Below are 17,802 nucleotides of genomic sequence, written 5' to 3'. Positions count from 1 at the left end.
GATGGGCCGCCGTCCCGCCCCGCCGACCGCCCCGCCCGCGCGCAGCGCGATGCCGGGGCGCGGCCGGGCCCGCGCGCCGCGCCCGGCGGGCAGCCTGGCCGCGCCGATCATCGTGGCGATCGGCGTGGTGATCGGCGCCATCGCCTTTGCGGTCACCACCTGGTTTCTCGACAGCGCCGACCAGGCGACCGAGCTGCGCCTGTCCCGGCAAGAGGCGGAACTGGCCCTGCTGCGCGAGGCGCTGGCCGAGGCGCGGGTGGAACGCCAGGGCCTGCGCGCCGATCTGGCGCAGCTGCGCGACGACCTGAGCCTGGTGGCGAACCGCGCCCCGGTCGCGCCGCCGCTTCAGGCCGCCCCTCCGGCGGACCTGGGCGCCGAGGATTTCGAAAGCCCGCCCCCGACCGAGGCGCTGACCGAACAGATGCGGCTGGCCAAGTCGCGCTTCAACAAGGGCATCACCCAGCCGCGCAATGCGACCATGCTGGCGATCCTGGGACCGCCGCGCGACAGCTACAACACCGATTGCCAGCCCGTGACCAACCCCCGGCTGCGGGCGCTGATCGAGACGCGCAAGGTCGGTCCCATCACCGTGACCATGCTGAAGCCCGCGCTCGACAGCCTGGCGCGGGTGCTGGAGCGGCTGGAGCAGAGCGATCCCGACATCCATGCCAAGCTGGGCACCGCCGGCGGGCTTTGCGCGCGGCTGATCCGCGGCTCGACCCGGTCGATCTCGAACCATTCCTGGGGCACGGCCATCGACCTGACGCTGGAGGGGCAGCTCGATCCCTTTGCCGATGGCGCGACGCAGTTCGGCCTGCTGATCCTGGCCGAATATTTCAACGAAGAGGGCTGGTTCTGGGGCGCCGCCTATAACAGCCGCGAGGATTCGATGCATTTCGAGATCGGCGAGGAGACGCTGCGCAAATGGCAGGCCGAGGGGAAACTCTGAGCGCCGCCGCCGAACGGCTGGCCGGGCCGGTGCTGGCCTATGCCGACCGACTGCCCTGGGTGGCCGAGGACATGGCGGCGCTGGCCGGCCATGCGCGGGTGCTGCTGGACCGCTTCGGGACCGAGGCGCTGCGCGCGGGCCTGCCGCCGCAGGCGGTGGCGGCGGCGCGGGCGGCGCTGGCGCTGCTCTTGCAGGATGCGGGCGCGGCCAATCCGGCGCTGCCGGGCTGGCAGGGCGCGGCGCGCGGCTTTGGTGCCATGGACGGCGCCAGCCTGGCCGAGGCGCTGCGGCGCGGCGGGGCCGAGCTGGACCCGGTGCGCGCGCTGGTGGCCGATTGCCTGGCCCGGACCGAGGCGCGGCGCCAGGCGCTGGACCGCAGCCGGCCCGCCGGCTGGGGCGCCATGCTGGCGGTGCTGGCGGCGGCCTGGCTGCTGGCCGCGCTGGCCTGGGCGCTGTGGGTCGAGACCGGGCAAAGCCGGGCGCTGGACCGGCTGTTCCAGGCCGAGGCTGTGGCGGCGGGCTTGGACCGCGATGCGCCCTTCGCCGACCTGGGCGCGCGGCTCGACCGGCTGCGGCGGGCCGAGGCGCAGGTGGCGGCGGGCATCGCGCGGGTGCGGGTGCGTCCGCTGGGCTGGCTGACCGGCCGCGATGCCGCCCGCCGCGCCGCCGCTGCGCTGGCCCAGGGGCGCGCCCGCCACCTGCCGCCGGCCCTGGCCCGCGCCATCGACGCCGCCCTGGCCGGCGAGGGCGAGCCGGCCGCCGCCTATGACACGCTGCGCGCCTGGTCGGTGCTGTCGGGTGCGGCCGACTGGCAACCCGCCTGGCTGGCCGGCTGGGCCGAGGATCGCGCCGGCGCCGATCCCGCCCTGGCCGGCCTTGCCCCGCATCTGCTGGCCCTGCCGCACCGCCCCGACACCCCCATCGCGCCGCCCGATGCCGAACTGCTGGCGCAGGCGCGCGTCCTTGCTGCCGAGACGCCCGAGCCCGAGCGCGCCTTTCTGGAACTGCGCCGTTCGGCCGAGGCGGCGGCGCTGCCGCCCTGGCGCCCCTTGCAGGCGCTGCCCGCGCTGGCGGATATTGCCGAGCGCCGCTCGGGCCTGCCGCTGGACCGGCCGGTGCCGGGGCTCTACACCGCCGCCGGCTGGGACATGGCGCGCGCCCGCGGCGCGGGCCTGGCGGTCGAGGCGGCAAGGCAGGCCGGCGCGGCGCTGTTCGCCCAAGCGCCCGCCCCGCAGAACGACAGCCCCGACCGGGTGATGGCGCTGTTGCAGGGCGCGACCTTGCAGCATTGGCAGGGCTGGCTGGGCGACCTGCGGCTGCGCTCCTTCGACGACCGGCGGCGGGCGGTGCTGGTCTCGGGGGCGCTGTCGCGGCCGGATTCGCCCCTGGCGGCGCTGATCGCCGAGGTCTGGCGCCAGGCCGGCGGCACCGACCGCAGCCGCCCGCACGCGCTGCAACTGGCCGTCGCCGTCCGCTTCGGCCCCGAGATCCAATATGTCGAAAGCGGCCGCATCGCCCAGATCGCCGCGCTGTTTGCCGAGCTGCACGTGGCCTTGGGGGCGATGGACGCGGATGCGGCGGATGCGCAGCGCCGGCTGCTTGGCGTGCAGGCGCGGGCGCGCACGGTTCGCGCGCTGCGCGACGCGCCGCCGCTGATCGGCCGGCTGGTCGAGGATACGCTGGCCGAAAGCGGCGCGGCCGAGGCCAGCGACCTGACCAACCCCCTGACCCGTGCCTGGCAGGCCGAGGTGCTGCCGCTTTGCGCCCCGGCGCTGGCCGGGCGCTTTCCCTTTGCCCAGGGGCCCGATGCCGATCCGGCCGCGGTCGCCGCCCTGATCGGGCCGGGCGGCGCGATGGACCGTTTCCTGGCCGCGCGCGCCGCCACCCTGCTGGACCGCGAGGCCGATCCCTGGCGCTGGAAGCCCGAGCCGCGCTTTGCCGGGCTCAGCCCCGACAGCGCCGCCTTTCTGCAACGCGCGCTGACGGCGGGGGCGGCGCTGGCGCCGGGGCTGCGCATCTCGGCCGCTGCCCTGGCCGAACGCGGGCGGGCCACGCTGCTGATCGGCGGCGATGGCGGGCCGGTGGGCGCGGCGGGGGATGCGGTGGCGCTGGACTGGCCGGGCGCCGATCCCGCCGCCGGGATCGAGGTCAGCTTCGCCACGCCCGAGGGCGCGGCCCGGTTGCAGCAGCCCGGCCCCTGGGGGCTGATGCGCCTGCTGGCGCCCCTGCGGCTGCGCGAACGCGACGGCGGCCGGCGCTTCCTGATCGACCTGCGCACCGAAGGCGCGCGGCTGTTTCTGGAGATGGGGTTCGAACGGCCGCTGAACCCGCTTTCCGCCCGGCGCCTGCTGGCGGGGCTTGCCTGCCCGCAGGTCCTGTAATCATTCGCCAATCCGCCCGGCTTGCGTCATACTGGGCCCGGCAATCGGCAGGAGGTCAGCATGTCATCCGCCCGCGAGATCACCGTCGCCATTCCCGCCATAGGCGAGCCCGTCACCTTCGAGCGCATGGAGGGCGAGGAGCAGGTCTCGGCCCCCTTCGCCTTCGAGCTGCGCCTGTCGGCCAAGACGCTGGAGGTGAAGGCGGCCGACGTGCTGGGCACCCGCGCCACCATTGCCGTCAAGGGCCCCGAGGACAGCGAGCCGCGGCATTTCGACGGCCATGTCGCCGAGTTCGGCCTGGCCGAGATTCGCGACGATTTCGCCTTCTACCGGCTGCTTCTGCGCCCGGCGCTGTGGTTCGCGAGCCTGGCGACCGACAACCGCATCTTCCAGAACCTCTCGGTGCCCGACATCATCGACGAGGTGCTGCGCGCCTATCCCGACGTGGTGCTGGACAAGCGGCTGGAGGGCAGCTACCCGCCCCGCGACTATTGCGTCCAGTTCGAGGAAAGCGACCTCGACTTCCTCCAGCGGCTGATGGAGGAGGAGGGGATCTTCTATTTCTTCGAGCATTCCCAGGACGGCCATGTCACCGTGCTGGCCGATGCCAATGCGGCGATGAAGCCTGCGCCGGGCGCCGGGGAGATCGCCTATGAGCCCGACAGCCCCAGCGCGCCGCGCGAAGGCGACTACCTGACCGGCTGGGTGCCCCGCGCCTCGGTGCGGATCGGCGGCTTCGCGCAGACCGATTACGATTTCCTGAAACCGTCCTCGGACCTGATGGCGACGGCGAGCCGGCCCGAGGGCCATGCCGGCGACCGGCGCGAGGCTTATCTTTATCCCGGCCGGCACCTGGAGCTGGGGCGCGGCGACCGCCTGGCCGGCATCCGGCTGGAAGAGGCGCAGGCCGCCTTCGAGCGCGTCGCGGCCGAGGGCACCGCCCGGCCGCTGGGGCCGGGGCGCAGCTTCACCCTGGCGGGTTTCCCGCGCGAGGCGGAAAACGACCGCCACCTGGTGCTGTCCGCCCGCTATCGCATGTGGGACGACCAGGTCCGCGCCGGCCAGCGCGCCGGGCAGGAGGGGCGCGATCCGCTGGGCTATCACGTCCGGCTGGTCTGCGCGCCCGCGCGCATCCCCTTCCGCCCCGAGCGCCGCACGCTGCGCCGGCCGATGCGCGGGCCGCAGACTGCCGTGGTGGTCGGCCCGGCGGGGGCCGAGATCTATACCGACGAACATGCGCGGGTGAAGGTGCAGTTCTTCTGGGACCGCAAGGGCCGGCGCGATGCGCATTCCAGCTGCTTCGTCCGCGTCAGCCAGGCCTGGGCCGGGGCGGGCTGGGGCTTCATCCAGATCCCCCGCATCGGGCAGGAGGTGATCGTCGATTTCCTGGACGGCGATGCCGACCGTCCCATCGTCACCGGCCGGGTCTACAACGCCGAGCAGGTGCCGCCCTATGGCCTGCCCGGCAATGCCACGCAATCGGGCTGGAAATCCAACAGCTCGCCCGGCGGCGGCGGCTGGAACGAGCTGCGCTTCGAGGACAAGGCCGGCGCCGAGGAGGTGTATTTCCAGGCGCAGAAGGACCATAACGAGCTGATCAAGAACGACGAGACCCGCCGCATCGGCCATGACTGGATCGAGGATGTCGGCAACGACGCCACCCAGTCCATCGGCAACGACCGGCGCGAAAGCGTGGGCAACGACAAGTTCACCACCATCGGCGCGAACCGCCAGGTCTCGATCGGGGTGGACGATACGGAAAAGGTCGGCGGCCATCGCAGCCTGGACGTGGGCGCGACCGAGACGATCCATGTCGCCGCCAGTTCCACCGAGGCCATCGACGGCGCGCACAGCCAGACCGTGGGCGGCGTGCAGACCGTCACCGTCAAGGCGGCGCGGGTGGACAGCGTGGCCGCGACCGAGACGCGCAATGTCGGCGCGGCGCAGACCAACACCATCGTCGGCGCGCGCGGCGTGACGGTTCTGGCCGGGCAGAATCACGCCATCTCCTCGGATGACGGCTGGAAGGTGGGCGGCAACCGCTCGACCAACGTGGCGGGGAACGAGACCGTCGAGGTCGGCGGCAACCGCAGCCACAAGGCGGGCGGCAACCGGGTCGAGAAGGTCGGCGGCGATTCGTCGCTGGACGTCGCCGGCAAGCGGGCCACCACGGTCGGCGCGGATGAATTGCACAAGGTCGCCGGCAAGATGGGGCTGGACGTGGGCGCGGCGCTGGCCGTCGTGGCGGCGGATTCGATCGCGCTGACCTGCGGCTCGGCCGCCATCGTGCTGAAGAAGGACGGCACCATCACCATCGAGGGCAAGGACATCACGATCAAGGGCTCGGGCAAGATCGACGTGAAGGCCTCGGGCGAGACCTCGGTCAAGGGCTCCAAGGTCAACCTGAACTGAAGATCGCCGCCAGCGCAGGCTCCGGCGCCTGGGGGTCGGCGGCCAGCGCGGCACCCCCCCGCCGCCACAGCAGCAGCGGCGGCGCCTCGGCATTGCCGGCCGGCGCGGGCAGGGCCGCAAGCGCCTGCCACAGCGCATCGGGGTCGGGCGTGGCGGCGGCTTGCAGCGCGGCATCGCACCAGGGCTCCAGCGCCTCGGGTCCGGGCAGGCCGTCGGCCAGCACGAACAGCGCCAGCGGAAAGCGCCGCCCCACCGCATCGGCCGAGGGCAGCACCAGCCCCGCCGCCGCCCGCCCGCCCGAGGCGATGCGCAGCCGCAGCCCGCCCGGCGGCCAGCCCTCGCGCCCGGCCAGATGCGCCGCGGCCCAGCGGTCCCAGCGGTGGCGGAACGGTTCGGGCAGGCCGCGGCCGACGAAATCGCCGCGCGCCGGCAGCTTGCCCCAGAAGCCCGCCTGCGCGGTCAGAACGCTTCCGGGCATCGGAAGGCGCCGAACATGCTGAGGTCGAAGGGATTCTCGACCGAGGCCGCGCGCAGCTCGAACCGGGCGGCATAGGGGCCGATGCCCAGCCGCAGGCCAAAGACCTCGGGCAGCGCGGTGGGCGACAGCCCGGCCTTGCGCACCAGCCGCAGCCAGGCCCAGGCGCCGGTTTCGGTGCTGATCGCCTCGCCCGTGCCATCGACGGGGGTGAAGCTCAGTGAGATCAGGTTGGTGCCGTCCTTGCCCGGCCAGGTCATCGGCATCGGCCGGGCGGCGGCGTTGAAATAGACCAGGCTCTGCCCGTCCACGTTCAGCGTCACCCGCGCGGCATTCGGGGTCAGGTCCTTGGGCTCCAGCGTAAAGGCCATGACCGGCCCCGCGCCGCCCGGAAACAGCGCGTCGCGGATGGCGCGGGCCTGTTCGAACGGCGCCAGCGTGCGCGCGTCCAGCCCCAGGTCGGCCCGCCAGCGCCAGGGCCGGGCGCTGCTGTCGACATAGGGCGCCAGCGTCTCGTTGGTGAAGCCGTCGAAGCGGCCGCCGGGGCCGAAAAGCTGCTGGAAGTCGCTGACCGTCACGTCGATGGCGGAATCGGCGACGAAGGGATAGCGCCCGCCCGTCGCCGCGCGGCAGAAAGGCAGCACGTCCGCCCGCCAGCGCGCGTTGAGCTGGGCCAGGATCGCCTCGCGCGTGACGCTGATCGTGTCGCCGGCGATGGCGCCCAGCCAGGCGTTGACCGGGTCGGGCAGGGTGGCCGCGACATTGCGCAGGTCGCCCGTCAGCTGCGGCAGCCCGCCGCGCGACAGCAGCGCCGCCTGCGGATCGGGGCTGGCCTGCACGGTCAAAAGCTCCTTGGACAGCGCACCCAGCGCGGTCTCGGCATCCAGGATCAGCGGCGGCTTGCCGTCCACCTCGGCGACGATGGCCTTGAGCGGGGCGAAATGCCGGGCGATCTCGGCGCCCGGCGGCGGCGGCTCGGGCTCGCCCGGACGGCGGGCGGCGGCGGCGGCGACCTTGGTGCCGATCCGGGCCGCCGCGCCAAGGCCCAGCTTGCCGGCCACCTTCTTCAGCACGCCGGGATTGATCTCGGGGCTGTCGCCCTGTTCGGGCGGGCGCGCCAGGTCGGTTTCGGCGACGACGGCGTTCAGCAGCCGCTTCAGCGTGCTGTCGGGGCTGGCCAGATCCTTCAGGTTCGCCGTGGCGGTGGCCAGGTCGGGGATCGGCGCCAGCCGCACGTCGCGCAGGAAGCCTTCCCAGGCGTTGATGAAATCGTCCTGGTAAAGCTTCATCATGTCGGCCTGCAGCGAGGCGGCCGAGGCATCGGCGCTTTCCGCGCAGCCGCCGGCAAAGACCTTGCGGTCGTTCAGCGCCGCCTCGGCCATGCTGGGCAGCATCGGCAGCACCGTGGCGTGAAAGCCCTGCCAGGTGAAGGCGCCGGGAATGCCCTGGCGCAGGGTCTGGCCCGACAGCCGCGTCAGCACTTGCCCCGCCAGCGGCCCGGCCTTTTCCGCCGGGATCCAGTCGGGCAGGGCGGCGATCTCGGGCTCGGACATCAGCGCGCGATAGCTGCGCAGCGACAAGGGCACGGTGCAGACCGCCTGCAGGGCGGCCTCGACCAGCTGCGGATCGGCCTGGATGCGGCTTTCGTCGCCGCCCAGCCGGTCCAATGCCGCCAGTTGCCAGGCGCGCGCGGCCTCGGTCGGGAAGGGGGTCTCGGCGGCAAAGCGGGGCAGCACCTCCTGCCACCATTCCGCCAGCCAGGCCCGGTCATAGGGGCCCAGCCCGGTCAGCATCTGATAGGCCTTTAGCGCGCCCAGCAGGAAATCCGGGTCGCGGATCTGCCGCCACATCGTCGCTTCCAGAAAGGCCACCATGCGCGGCTCTAGCAGGTTGCGCAGCCCGCGTTCGCGGGCCAGCCGGGCCGCGCCCTCGATCTCGGCCGCGGCCGAGGGGCCGATCAGCGCCAAGGGCCCGCCGGGCACCGGCGTCCGCGCCGCCTCGATCTCGGTCATGGCGTCCAGCGCGACGGGCAGGTCCAGCGGCTCGGTCGGGGCCTGGCGCGAGGCGGCGTTGGCGAGCCGCCCCGACAGGTCGGCCAGCAGGCGCTGCTGGTCGGCGACGGCGCCCGACTGGCGCATGGTGTTGAACAGGAACCCCAGCCCCGCCAGCAGCACCAGCAGCGCCGCCGCCACGGCCGAGCCGCGCCAGATCCATGTCCGGCGCTCTTCGGCGCGCGGATCGAAAAGGCCCAGCCCCGCCTCGCCAAAGATCACCCCGGCCAGCAGGTCGTGCAGGAAGAAGGACCGCCGTTCGCCCATCATGCGATGCGGCATGGGCGCGGGCGCCAGGCCAAAGCCCGCCGCCATCCCGGCCAGCATCCGGTCCAGGGGCGAGCCCTCCTGCGTGGCCGAGGTCAGGTAGAAGCCGCGCAGCCAGGGCGCCTGCTCGTAGCGGCTTTCGCCGAAGGCGGTGTCGATCAACAGCCGCAGCGGCGCCTCCAGCCGCTCGAACTCGGCCGGAAAGCGGAAGATCGCGGCGCGCTGCGGCAGGTCGGCATCCTCGGCCAGCCGCGCGTCCAGCCGGCCCTCCAGCACGGCGGCGAGGCTGCGGAACTCGCGGGTGATCGCCTCGGGCTCGGGCAGGGCGTCGACGGGCAGGGTGGCGCCCCAGACCTGCGCCCGCTGGGCCGAGGTCAGCGCGCCGAAGAACGCCTCGAAGCCCGGCAGCCGGTCGGCCTTGGTCAGCATCAGATAGACCGGCAGCTGCATCTCCAGACGCTCGCCGATCTCGGTCAGGCGCTTGCGGATCTCGCGCGCGTGGCGGCGCAGCGCGTCCTCGGGGCCCAGCAGCTCGTCCAGCGACAGGGCGACGATCACCCCGTTCAGCGCCCGCCGGCCGCGATGCTTCTTGAGCAGGTCGAGGAAGCCGGCCCATTCCGCCGCGTCGCGCTCGGGCTCGCTCGACTGGTCGGTATAGCGGCCGGCGGTGTCGACCAGCACGGCGGTTTCGGTAAAGAACCAGTCGCAGTTGCGGGTGCCGCCGACGCCCTTGAGGTCGTCGTTCAGCGCGATGGGAAAGTTCAGCCCCGATTGGCGCAGCGCCGTGGTCTTGCCGGTGCCGGGCGGGCCGATGATGACATACCAGGGCATCTCGCGCAGGAAGCGCCGCTTGCTCAGCCGGGATCGGGCCAGCGTGGCCAGGATTTCCTGGAACTTGCCGCCGATCTCGGCCGCGGCATCGGGCGCGTCGAGCAGGGGCGGCGGCGCGGCCAGCTCGGTGACGAACATGCGGTTGCGCCGCGCGGCGCGGATCTGGCCCAGCAGCAGGATCAGCAGCCACAGCACCAGGATGGCGCCCAGGCAAAGCGCGCGGACCTCGGCGCTTTCCAGCGGCGCCGCCTCGCCGACCGAGACCAGCGGGCCGTAGAACCAGATCGCCGCCGCCAGCAGCGCCAGCCCGACGAAGGTCCAGAAGCCGCGGGACAGGAGGAACCGGAACATGGCCTTGAAGATGCGCATCTATTGCCTCTTTTCGATGCGGATCTCGATCCGGCGGTTCTGGGCGCGGCCGTCGCGGGTGGCGTTGTCGGCCACCGGCTGGCTGTCGGCGCGGCCTTCGGCGCGGATGAGTTCGGCGGGCACGCCGGCCGCCGCCAGCGCCAGCGCCACGGTCTCGGCCCGCGCCTCGGACAGGCCCTGGTTCGAGGCAAAGGGGTTGCTGCGCTGCACCGGCACGTTGTCGGTATGGCCGCTGACCGCGACCGCGCCGATGCGGTGCGCGTTGGCGACGACGGTCCTGCCGATGGCCTCGACCAGCGGCTGATAGGCGGGGTTGAGGGCGGCCTTGGCCGAGCGGAACACCTCGGGGTCGCTGGCCTGCACCACCAGCACGACAAGGCCCGAGGTCTCGCGCCCCTTCATCGCCGGGCGGAGGGCGGCGGGCAGGGCGGCCTCGAAGGCGGGCAGCAGCGGGTCGATCACCGTCGCCGGCAGTTCGGGGGCCGGCTCGACCGTCTGGCGGACCGGGCGGAAGATCGTGGCGCGCTCGGCCGGGGGCAGGGCGGCAGCCTGGGTGAACAGGCTTTCCGCCTTGCCCGACAGATGCATGGACAGGCCCGTATGGATCGCCAGGACCAGCCCCAGCGCCCCCAGCCACAGCGTCCACAGCGGCACGGCGAAACGGCGCGGCGTGTCGGGGGCGATCACCCCGGCGCCATGCGGGGCCAGCGGCATGGCCTCGCGTTCGGGGTCGCGCAGCAGCCGGGCGATCTGGGCGCGCAGCGCCACCAGCGCGCCTTCGCCCGCGCCGCCCTGCACGCGATACTTGCCGCGAAAGCCCAGGCAGAGGCACAGCCAGGCCAGCTCCAGCAGGTCGCGTTCGCCGGCCGGGTTGCGCATCAGCGCCTCCAGCCGGTCGAAGAAGCGGGTGCCGGCATCGACCTCGCCGGTCATCTGCGTCACCAGGGGCTGGCGGGGCCAGTCGCTCTGCCCGCCCCAGGGCGTGTTCAGCGCCAGATCGTCCAGCAGGGCGGCGACGAACCAGGCGCCCTGGTCGGCCCGGCTCAGCGGCACGCCGGCGGCGACCGAGGCGTCGCGCCCCTCGACCAGCACCGATTGCAGCCGCGCCCGCAGCGCCTCGGGGCGGGCGGGGGGATTGGCGCGCTCAAGCTCGGGCGCCAGTTCCAGCAGCGTGGCATGGGCGGCGACCAGCGGGTTGGGATGCGCCCGCCCGCGCCGGGCATGGGGCGCGGCCTCGGGTGCGACGGGATCGGCGGCGGCCTGCCAGGCGGGGCGCGGCGCGGCGGGGACGGGGCCGGGCGAAGCGGGCTGGGATTGCGGCCGGCCCGCGCCCAGCGGGCGGATGCGCGTGCGGCCGGGGTCGCCAAGGCCGAAGGGATCGTTCTGGTCGCCCATCCCCCGCTCCCTACCTGCTGACCGCGTAGCAGTCGATTTCGGGCTCGCGGTCCAGCTTGCCCGACACGCCCAGCACGAAGCCCGGCGAGGCTTGCAGCCGCGCCCAATGCTCGGACTTGCGGTCCAGCTCCAGGCACAGCCGGTCGCCGTCATAGGGGATCTCGCGCGGCTGCGAATGCAGCGGCCGCAGCGGGATGCCCGGCAGGCGCGAGGTCCAGAGCGCCTCGAACTCATCGGCCGCGCCCACGGTGACCTGGCGGGTGAACAGCTGCATCAAGCCCTCGTCCGACATGTCCGAGCCGATGCGCAGCACGATGCGGCTGTTTTGCAGGATCTCGGGATTGTCGATGCGCACCTTCCAGACGTTCTGCGCGTGGCGCGCCACCGGCAGGGCGCGGGATTTCGGCTCGACATGGCGCAGGGACAGGATCAGCGAGCGCAGCGCATCCGCCAGTGCGGCGAAGGCCGGCTGCGGGTCGGCATGGTCATATTCCGGCAGCGGCGACAGCCGCCGCGTGGACGAGCCATAGGTCGCCATCCGCCCCGCCAGCTCGGCCAGGTCGGCGAAAAGCTCGGAGGGGTGGGCAAGGTTCTGCGCCAGCAGGTGCTGCAGCCGCGGCCGGGCGGCATTGGCCAGCTCCAGGATCAGCAGGTTCTCGACCGAGCGGCCGGCGCCGCCCAGCACCATGCCGCCCTGCGCCTCGATGATGCGGTCGAGCCCGCCGACCAGTTCCTTGAGCAGCCCGCCATACCAGGGCACGGCGGCCAGCGTCAGCGCGGGAGGCAGCCAGCCCTCGGCCAGCACGACGCGGCCGTCGGCGGCCAGCCCCTCGATCCCGGCCAGCGGCAGGGTGACGGCGCCCTGCACCGCCTCGCCGGGCAGGATCAGCCGGGTCGAAAGCCGGGCGATCTCGACCTCGGCCGGCTCGGCGCCGCCGCGGATCTCGTCGCGCAGGCTGGCCCATTCGCCGCGCCAGCGCGCACCGCCCGGCTCGGCATGGGCGGGATCGACCGCGGCGGTGCCGGGCTGGCGCGGCGCCACGCCCAGCAGGACCGCGCCGGCGGGTGTCGCGCGGCCGACCGTGACCGGCGGCGGCGCCGGGGCCTCGGCCGGGATGCGAAAGGCGGTGCCGTCGGGAAACAGCCCCTCGGCCTCGGCGACGGCGACCTGCCCGGCCTCCAGCGCCGAGGGATCCAGCCGCAGCGCGACAAAGCCCCATGCCTGCCGCGGCCGCGTCCGCAGCAGCGCGCGCAGCTGGGCCGCGGCATGGCGGTCCTGCTGCTGGAAATGCTGCGGGCGCAGGAACAGGCCCTCGGACCAGACGACGCGGCTGCCTTCGGTCATGCGCTTTCCCTTCAGGCTGGAGCCATCACGACGCCGCCCGGCCCGGCGGTGACGGTGAAGCTGGCGGTCCCGGTGGGCGAGACGGCGGCCTTGGCGCGGGTGTTCTTGCCGGCCGGGTCGCGATAGCCGGCGACCACCGCCACCGCCGTCGTCGACGGGTCGAGCACCAGCGCCTTTTCGGCGCTGCCGCCGGGGGCCAGCGTGACCGTCTCGGCCTTGACCAGGTCGGCCCCCAGGGCGGCGGCGGGGTCTTGCAGCGCCAGCGTGTCGGCGGCGTCGAAGCCGGCGGTGCCGCGCAATTGCAGGATGTGCAGAGTCAGCGGCCGGTCGCTGCCGTCGGGACCGGGATTGACCCCGGCCGCGGCCGACATCGCCAGGTTGACCGAACCGGGCCCCTGCGGCCCGCCGCAGGCCGCCGTCAGCGCCAGCGTTCCAAGCCCGGCCAGCGTGGCCCGGCGCGTGAATAGGGGAAAGATCGTGGTCATGGCTCGCTCCTGTCAGGGGTTTCGTAGGCATCGCGGAATTCGGCGCCGACCTCGCCCAGGAAGCGATCCTCGGCGGCGCGGGCGATCTCGGCCCAGCGGGCGGCATAGGCGTCCCAGAGCAGCGCCGAGCGCCCGCCCGCCAGCAGCGCCCGCAGCAGCCCGGCATCGGCCAGCTGCGCCTCGATCGCCTCGGGCGAGAAGCGGTCGATCATCCGGCGCAGCGCCGCCTGCAGCCCGTGCCAGCTGCGCATCCGGTGGTCGGCAAGGTCGCGGAACGCCTCGGCGATGGCGGCGTCGGGGTCCAGGTAGCCCGCCCCGCGGGGCGCGACCAGCGCGGCCACCTGCTCGTCGGGCATGGCCAGGAATTTCAGCGGGTTGACCTGGGCTGCGCCCAGCGTGGTGCGGGCGACGCGCAGCGAGCCCTTTTCCTCGGCCCGCGCGCGCAGCAGCGCGACCAGCCCCTCGGCCAGCATGCGGTAGCGCCGGCCAAGCGCTTCCAGGTCCACGCCCTCGGCGCCCGACGGGTCCAGCCCGGCGCCGCGCAGGAAGGCGGCGGCCGCGTCGAATTGCGGCTGCGGGGCCGTGGGTGCAGGGGTCTCCACGACGGGCGCGGGATCGGGCTGGGGCGGTGTCGCGCCGGACGGCCCCCAGCTCCAGTCGTCGCCCGGTGGGGGCGGGGCTGCCGGTTGCGCGGCCGGCAGCGGGTCCAGCGTGAAGGGATCGTCGAAGCCGGGCGGCGGCGATGGCGGCTGCGGCGGCGCGAAACGGCCGGTCGTGCGCTCGAAGGGCTCGGGCAGTTCCGAGGGTCGCGGCGGCGGTGGCGGCGCCGGATCGCGGGGGGCGAAGAACGGGTCGATGCCGATGCCCGGATCGGCGGGCGCCGCCGCTGCGGCCCCCGCCACGGCCTCGACGGCCACGCCCAGCGTCACGTCGCCCAGCCGCAGCCGCATCCCGTCGCACAGCGCGGCGCTGCGGCCCGGTCCCAGCGGCTCGGCCGCCGCGTCGATGAACAGCCCGCCCGAGCTGGTATCGGTGACGGTCCAGCCCTCGGCCGTGGCCTCGACGATGCAATGGCGGCGCGAGACGAACATCTCGGGGTCGTCGATCTGCCAGTCGCAGCCCGGCTCGCGCCCCAGCACCGCCCGGCCGCCCTCCAGCCGCAGCTCGGGCCGGGGCTGGGGAACGGGGCTTGTGAGGACGGTGAGGCGCAGGGTCATCAGGCGGCCTGCCTTTCGTCCAGCGGCAGGCGCAGGTCGTCGCGGTCCCGCGCGGCCCCGTCGCCCAGCCAGCCGGTCCGCCCCAGCGCCATGCCCGCGCCCAGCCGGGGCGGCGGCACCTGGGGCGCGGCCAGCACCAGCCGCAGGTCGAAGCCGATCTCTTCGCCCATGGCAAAGCGCAGCAGGCGGCGCAGCGCCGCCCGTTCCGGGCCGTCCTCGGCCAGCCGGCGGTATTGCGCAAGGCCCAGCGGGCCGACGGTGATCTCGGCCCGCGCCTGCGGCTGGTAGACCCGCGGCCCCAGCATCGCGCCCCGGCCCAGCCCGGCATGGGCGCGGCCAAGGCGGCTGGCCAGGGCGGCGGGGATGTCCTGCCAATAGGGCACGAACTCGACCACCCGCACCGGCGTGTCCAGCAGGTCCGACAGCAGCGCGGCCAGCGTTTCGGGGCTGCGGACCTGGCTGGCCAGCCCGGTGGCGTGGCGCAGGACCGGCGCAGGATCGTCGAGCGCTTCGGCGATGCCGGGCAGGCCGAGGCCCGCCAGCGCCGCGATCATCGCCGCCAGCCGGCCCTCGCGCCCGTGGTCGGCGGCGATGGCGGGCTGCGCCTCGGCAAAGGCGCGGTAGTAAAGCGCCATCATCCGGTGCTGCAGCAGGTTGCAGAACTCCAGGAAGGCGCGATCCGCCCCCGGTTCCGGCAGGGCGGAGCCGGCGAACCAGCGTTCGGACATGCGTTCCAGCATGCGCCGGCTAAGGTGCAGCGGCATCGGGCCTTCGGGGCCGAAAAGCCCGGTGATCTCCAGCGCGATGCGGGCGGGGGCGTCGCCTTCGGCGGGGCTGAAGCGCGCGACCTCGCAGGCGGCGGGACCCAGGCGGATCTCTTGCCCCAGCCGCGCGGGCTCCTGCTCGGGGCCGCCGGCATGGCCGAAGCGGCGGCCGGGCGATTCCAGCCGGCGCATCAGCGCAAAGGCCTCGATGCCGGGGGGAGTCTCCGGCGTCAGATCCTGGGGCGCAGGCCGGGCCGCATCGGCCATGACATCTCCTCCTGTTTCTGCACAAGGCGGGTGCGGGTGCGCACGAAGCTGTTGACCGAGGCGTGGCGGGCGAACAGCCGGTCCAGCAGCGCCGGCAAAAGCAGCCGGCTGGCCCCGGCCAGCGGCGCCTCGTCGATTTCCAGCGTGATCTCGGTGCCGCGGCCGAAGGCCAGCGGGCCGGGCAGGTCCAGCCGCTCGATCACCGGGCGGCTGGCGACGGCGGCGACGGCGCGGGCGTGGCGGGCCAGCCGCGGATCGCCGCGGTCGGCGTAAAGCGCCAGCAGCGCGCAAAGCGGCGCGCCGTCGCGCCCGGCCTCGGCCAGCGACAGATGGCCAGAGGCAAGCTGCGCCACCAGCCGCCAGGTCAGCTCGTCCAGCCCCGCCGCGCCGCTTTGTCCGGCCATCGGCGGCGCGCCCGCCAGCGCCGGTTGCGGCCGGCGCATCGGGCCGACCAGATCCACCCGCATCACCGGCTCGCCGCCCTCGGGCGTCAGCCGCGGCGTGTCGTCCAGGATCGGCAGGTCGCGATTGGTGCAAAGCGCGCGGATGTCCAGCCGGCGCGGCATCCAGTCCCCGGCGCGCGAGACCGAGATCCACAGGTCGTGCCCGGCATGGGAACTGCGCATCTGGCCGCGCCGGATCTCGTCGGTGGCCGGCCGGCGGGGGCGGCGCTCGGCCCACCAGAGCGGGCCGGGATGGCGCGGCGCCTCGGGGGCATGGGCGGGGCAGAGCAGCCCGTCCGCGCCCTCGCGGTCGGCATCGGCGACGCGGACCAGGCGATAGACCTCGAAGTCGCGGGTGCGGGCGCGGTCGGGGTGGACCGGATGCGCCGTGGCCCGCGCGTCGAGTTCGACGAAATTGCATTCCTTCTCGAACAGGTTGACCAGCGGCACGGCGAAGAGCCGGAAATCGTCGCGGCCCAGCCCCTCCAGCAGCGGCTCGGGGCGGGAAAGCGGCACGGCAAGCTCCAGCGCCACGCCTTCGCCGCATTGCCGGGCGGCGGGGGCGAGCCCCTCCAGCCGCAGATAGTGAAAGCGTTCCGGCATCAGGAAATAGTCGCGCAGCAGCCGGAACCCCTCGAAGCTGGGGCGCAGGCGCGGGGTCAGCCCCTCGTCGTCGCCGGTGCCCACCAGGCCGGGCCGGCCGAGGGAAAGCGCTTGCGCACCCGGCCGGGCGGGACGGGCCAGCGCGCCCAGGCCGCTGCCGAAGATGGCGTCGAACAGCGCCCCCGCCCGCGCGCTGCCGGCAAAGCACAGGTCGAGCCTATCCAGCGCCAAGGCTGACAGCGCGGCCGGTCCCGTCGCGTGCAGGCCGATGCGGATGCCCGCCTCGGCCCCCGGCGCGGCAAGGCCGGCGGCGGCCAGCGCGCCGCGGTCGGGCAGGTAATCGGCCGCCGCCAGCGCCAGCGGCCAGAGCGTGACCGCCTGCGCGGTGGCATAGGTGGCGCGGGTGGCCAGACCTTCGCGCACGGCGGCGGTGAAGCGGCTGCCGCGCGGCACCGGATGCCCGGCCGCCATGGCCTGCACCTGCGGGCCGGGCTGCAGCACGCCGATGCCCATGGCCGGCCCCGGCGCGGCCAGGTCGGGCCAAAGCGCATCCAGCACCCCGGCGGCGAAACGCTGGCCCTCGGCCTCGACCTTCATCCGCGTGCGGGCGGCCAGGAAGGCCACGCCCTCCAGCAGCCGCTCGACATAGGGGTCGGGGCAGGGCAGGGCGTCCAGCGACAGGTTGCGCGCCACGTTGGGATGCAGGGCGGCGAATTCGCCGGCCAGCACCCGGATATGGTCCAATTCGGCCTCGTAGGCGGCAAGGAAGGCGCGGTCCATCAGCCCTCCTCCAGCACCGTGGCGGCGGCGCCCGTGTCGAGGTCGATGGTGGTCAGCAGCCGCAGCCGTTCGGGCGCGGGGGCCATCAGAAGCAGCCCCTCGATGCGCACGCGCAGGCCGGTGCGGGTGCCGGGCTGGACGGTGACGCGGATGGTGTCGCGGCGCAGGCGCGGCTCGAACACCGCCAGCACCTCGCGCAATTCGCGCGCCAGCGCCTCGTGGTCGAAATCGCCCGCGCGCCGCCCGGCAAAGGCCGGGACGCCGTAATTCAGCACCGAGGCGCGGACATGGGGAAAATCGGCCAGCATCTCGGCCGGATCCTCGGCGCCGCCGGCGATGCCGGGGGGTGCGGTGCGGCGCTCGGCCGGGGTCAGCAGATAGCGCACCTCCAGCCGCTCGATGCCGAACAGATCCTCGATGTCGCGGCGCACCGCCTCGCGCAGCACCTCGGGCGTGACCAGGATGCCGCGTTCCTGCAGGGCGGCGCGGCGGGCCTGCAATTGCGCCAGCGCCGCCAGGTCGCGCGCCTGGTCGGGGTCGAGCCCGTCCCGCCCCTCGCCCGCAAGCAGCGCCGCCAGCCGGGCGGGGCCGTGGCGGGCAGCCAGGGCCGCCTCCCGCCGGGCGAGCTCGGCCGTCATGGCGGGCAGGTCGTCGATCAGCCGGTCCCACAGGCTCGGCTGCACCTCCTCGCGCCGCGCCTGGAGGGGCGTGGCGGTGCGGGGGCGGTCGGGGGCGGGGCTGGCCATGGCGATCCTGCGCGCCTCGGGG

At 74.3% G+C, this 17,802-nt stretch carries 12 protein-coding genes; 3 read left to right on the top strand and 9 right to left on the bottom strand.

Annotated features, from left to right (window positions below):
- The first annotated feature begins 1 nt into the window (after position 1).
- The 3 genes from E3U25_RS18325 to E3U25_RS18315 are packed head-to-tail and all read left to right on the top strand — an operon-like array spanning position 2 to position 5,742.
- Positions 2-949: a M15 family metallopeptidase gene (locus E3U25_RS18325; protein WP_116221952.1), complete on the top strand. Its 948-nt coding sequence runs from the start codon at positions 2-4 to the stop codon at positions 947-949.
- Positions 925-3,330 carry an ImcF-related family protein gene (locus E3U25_RS18320; RefSeq protein ID WP_116221953.1) on the top strand — a complete coding sequence of 802 codons (2,406 nt, stop codon included), beginning with the start codon at positions 925-927 and terminating at the stop codon, positions 3,328-3,330. The genes E3U25_RS18325 and E3U25_RS18320 overlap by 25 nt, the downstream gene beginning before the upstream one ends.
- A gap of 60 nt (positions 3,331-3,390) precedes the next feature.
- Positions 3,391-5,742, top strand: a complete 2,352-nt coding sequence (locus tag E3U25_RS18315; RefSeq protein WP_116221954.1) for a type VI secretion system Vgr family protein — start codon at positions 3,391-3,393, stop codon at positions 5,740-5,742.
- Here the strand turns inward: E3U25_RS18315 and E3U25_RS18310 are convergent.
- Genes E3U25_RS18310 through E3U25_RS18270 form a run of 9 tightly spaced genes read right to left on the bottom strand, consistent with a single transcriptional unit; the run spans position 5,729 to position 17,780 of the window.
- Entirely contained in the window at positions 5,729-6,220 is a 492-nt protein-coding gene (locus E3U25_RS18310) for a TagF domain-containing protein (protein ID WP_116221955.1), read from the bottom strand. The genes E3U25_RS18315 and E3U25_RS18310 overlap by 14 nt on opposite strands.
- On the bottom strand, positions 6,202-9,735 hold the full coding sequence (gene tssM, locus E3U25_RS18305) for a type VI secretion system membrane subunit TssM (protein ID WP_116221956.1): 3,534 nt from the start codon (positions 9,733-9,735) through the stop codon (positions 6,202-6,204). The genes E3U25_RS18310 and tssM overlap by 19 nt, the downstream gene beginning before the upstream one ends.
- A complete protein-coding gene (icmH, locus tag E3U25_RS18300; protein WP_116221957.1) occupies positions 9,736-11,130 on the bottom strand; it encodes a type IVB secretion system protein IcmH/DotU in 1,395 nt (464 codons plus the stop codon).
- 10 nt (positions 11,131-11,140) lie between these two features.
- Positions 11,141-12,475: a type VI secretion system baseplate subunit TssK gene (gene tssK, locus E3U25_RS18295; RefSeq protein ID WP_116221958.1), complete on the bottom strand. Its 1,335-nt coding sequence runs from the start codon at positions 12,473-12,475 to the stop codon at positions 11,141-11,143.
- Between the two features lie 11 nt (positions 12,476-12,486).
- Positions 12,487-12,960 carry a type VI secretion system lipoprotein TssJ gene (gene tssJ / locus E3U25_RS18290; protein WP_116221959.1) on the bottom strand — a complete coding sequence of 158 codons (474 nt, stop codon included), beginning with the start codon at positions 12,958-12,960 and terminating at the stop codon, positions 12,487-12,489.
- Positions 12,957-14,177: a type VI secretion system-associated FHA domain protein TagH gene (gene tagH, locus E3U25_RS18285; protein WP_116221960.1), complete on the bottom strand. Its 1,221-nt coding sequence runs from the start codon at positions 14,175-14,177 to the stop codon at positions 12,957-12,959. The genes tssJ and tagH overlap by 4 nt, the downstream gene beginning before the upstream one ends.
- Complete coding sequence (tssG, locus tag E3U25_RS18280; RefSeq protein WP_116221961.1) at positions 14,177-15,208, bottom strand: type VI secretion system baseplate subunit TssG; 1,032 nt, start codon at positions 15,206-15,208, stop codon at positions 14,177-14,179. The genes tagH and tssG overlap by 1 nt, the downstream gene beginning before the upstream one ends.
- The gene (tssF, locus tag E3U25_RS18275; RefSeq protein ID WP_116221962.1) at positions 15,172-17,034 is read right to left on the bottom strand and encodes a type VI secretion system baseplate subunit TssF; all 1,863 of its coding nucleotides are present in this window, start codon (positions 17,032-17,034) and stop codon (positions 15,172-15,174) included. The genes tssG and tssF overlap by 37 nt, the downstream gene beginning before the upstream one ends.
- Positions 17,034-17,780 carry a type VI secretion system baseplate subunit TssE gene (locus tag E3U25_RS18270; protein WP_116221963.1) on the bottom strand — a complete coding sequence of 249 codons (747 nt, stop codon included), beginning with the start codon at positions 17,778-17,780 and terminating at the stop codon, positions 17,034-17,036. Before E3U25_RS18270 ends, tssF begins: the two co-directional genes overlap by 1 nt.
- Between the last annotated feature and the right edge of the window lie 22 nt (positions 17,781-17,802).

Origin of the sequence: Paracoccus versutus, from assembly GCF_029909795.1 — a bacterium.
Lineage (GTDB): Bacteria > Pseudomonadota > Alphaproteobacteria > Rhodobacterales > Rhodobacteraceae > Paracoccus > Paracoccus versutus.
The sequence above is the reverse complement of the archived record's forward strand: the minus strand, read 5'-3'. Positions and strand labels throughout refer to the sequence as shown.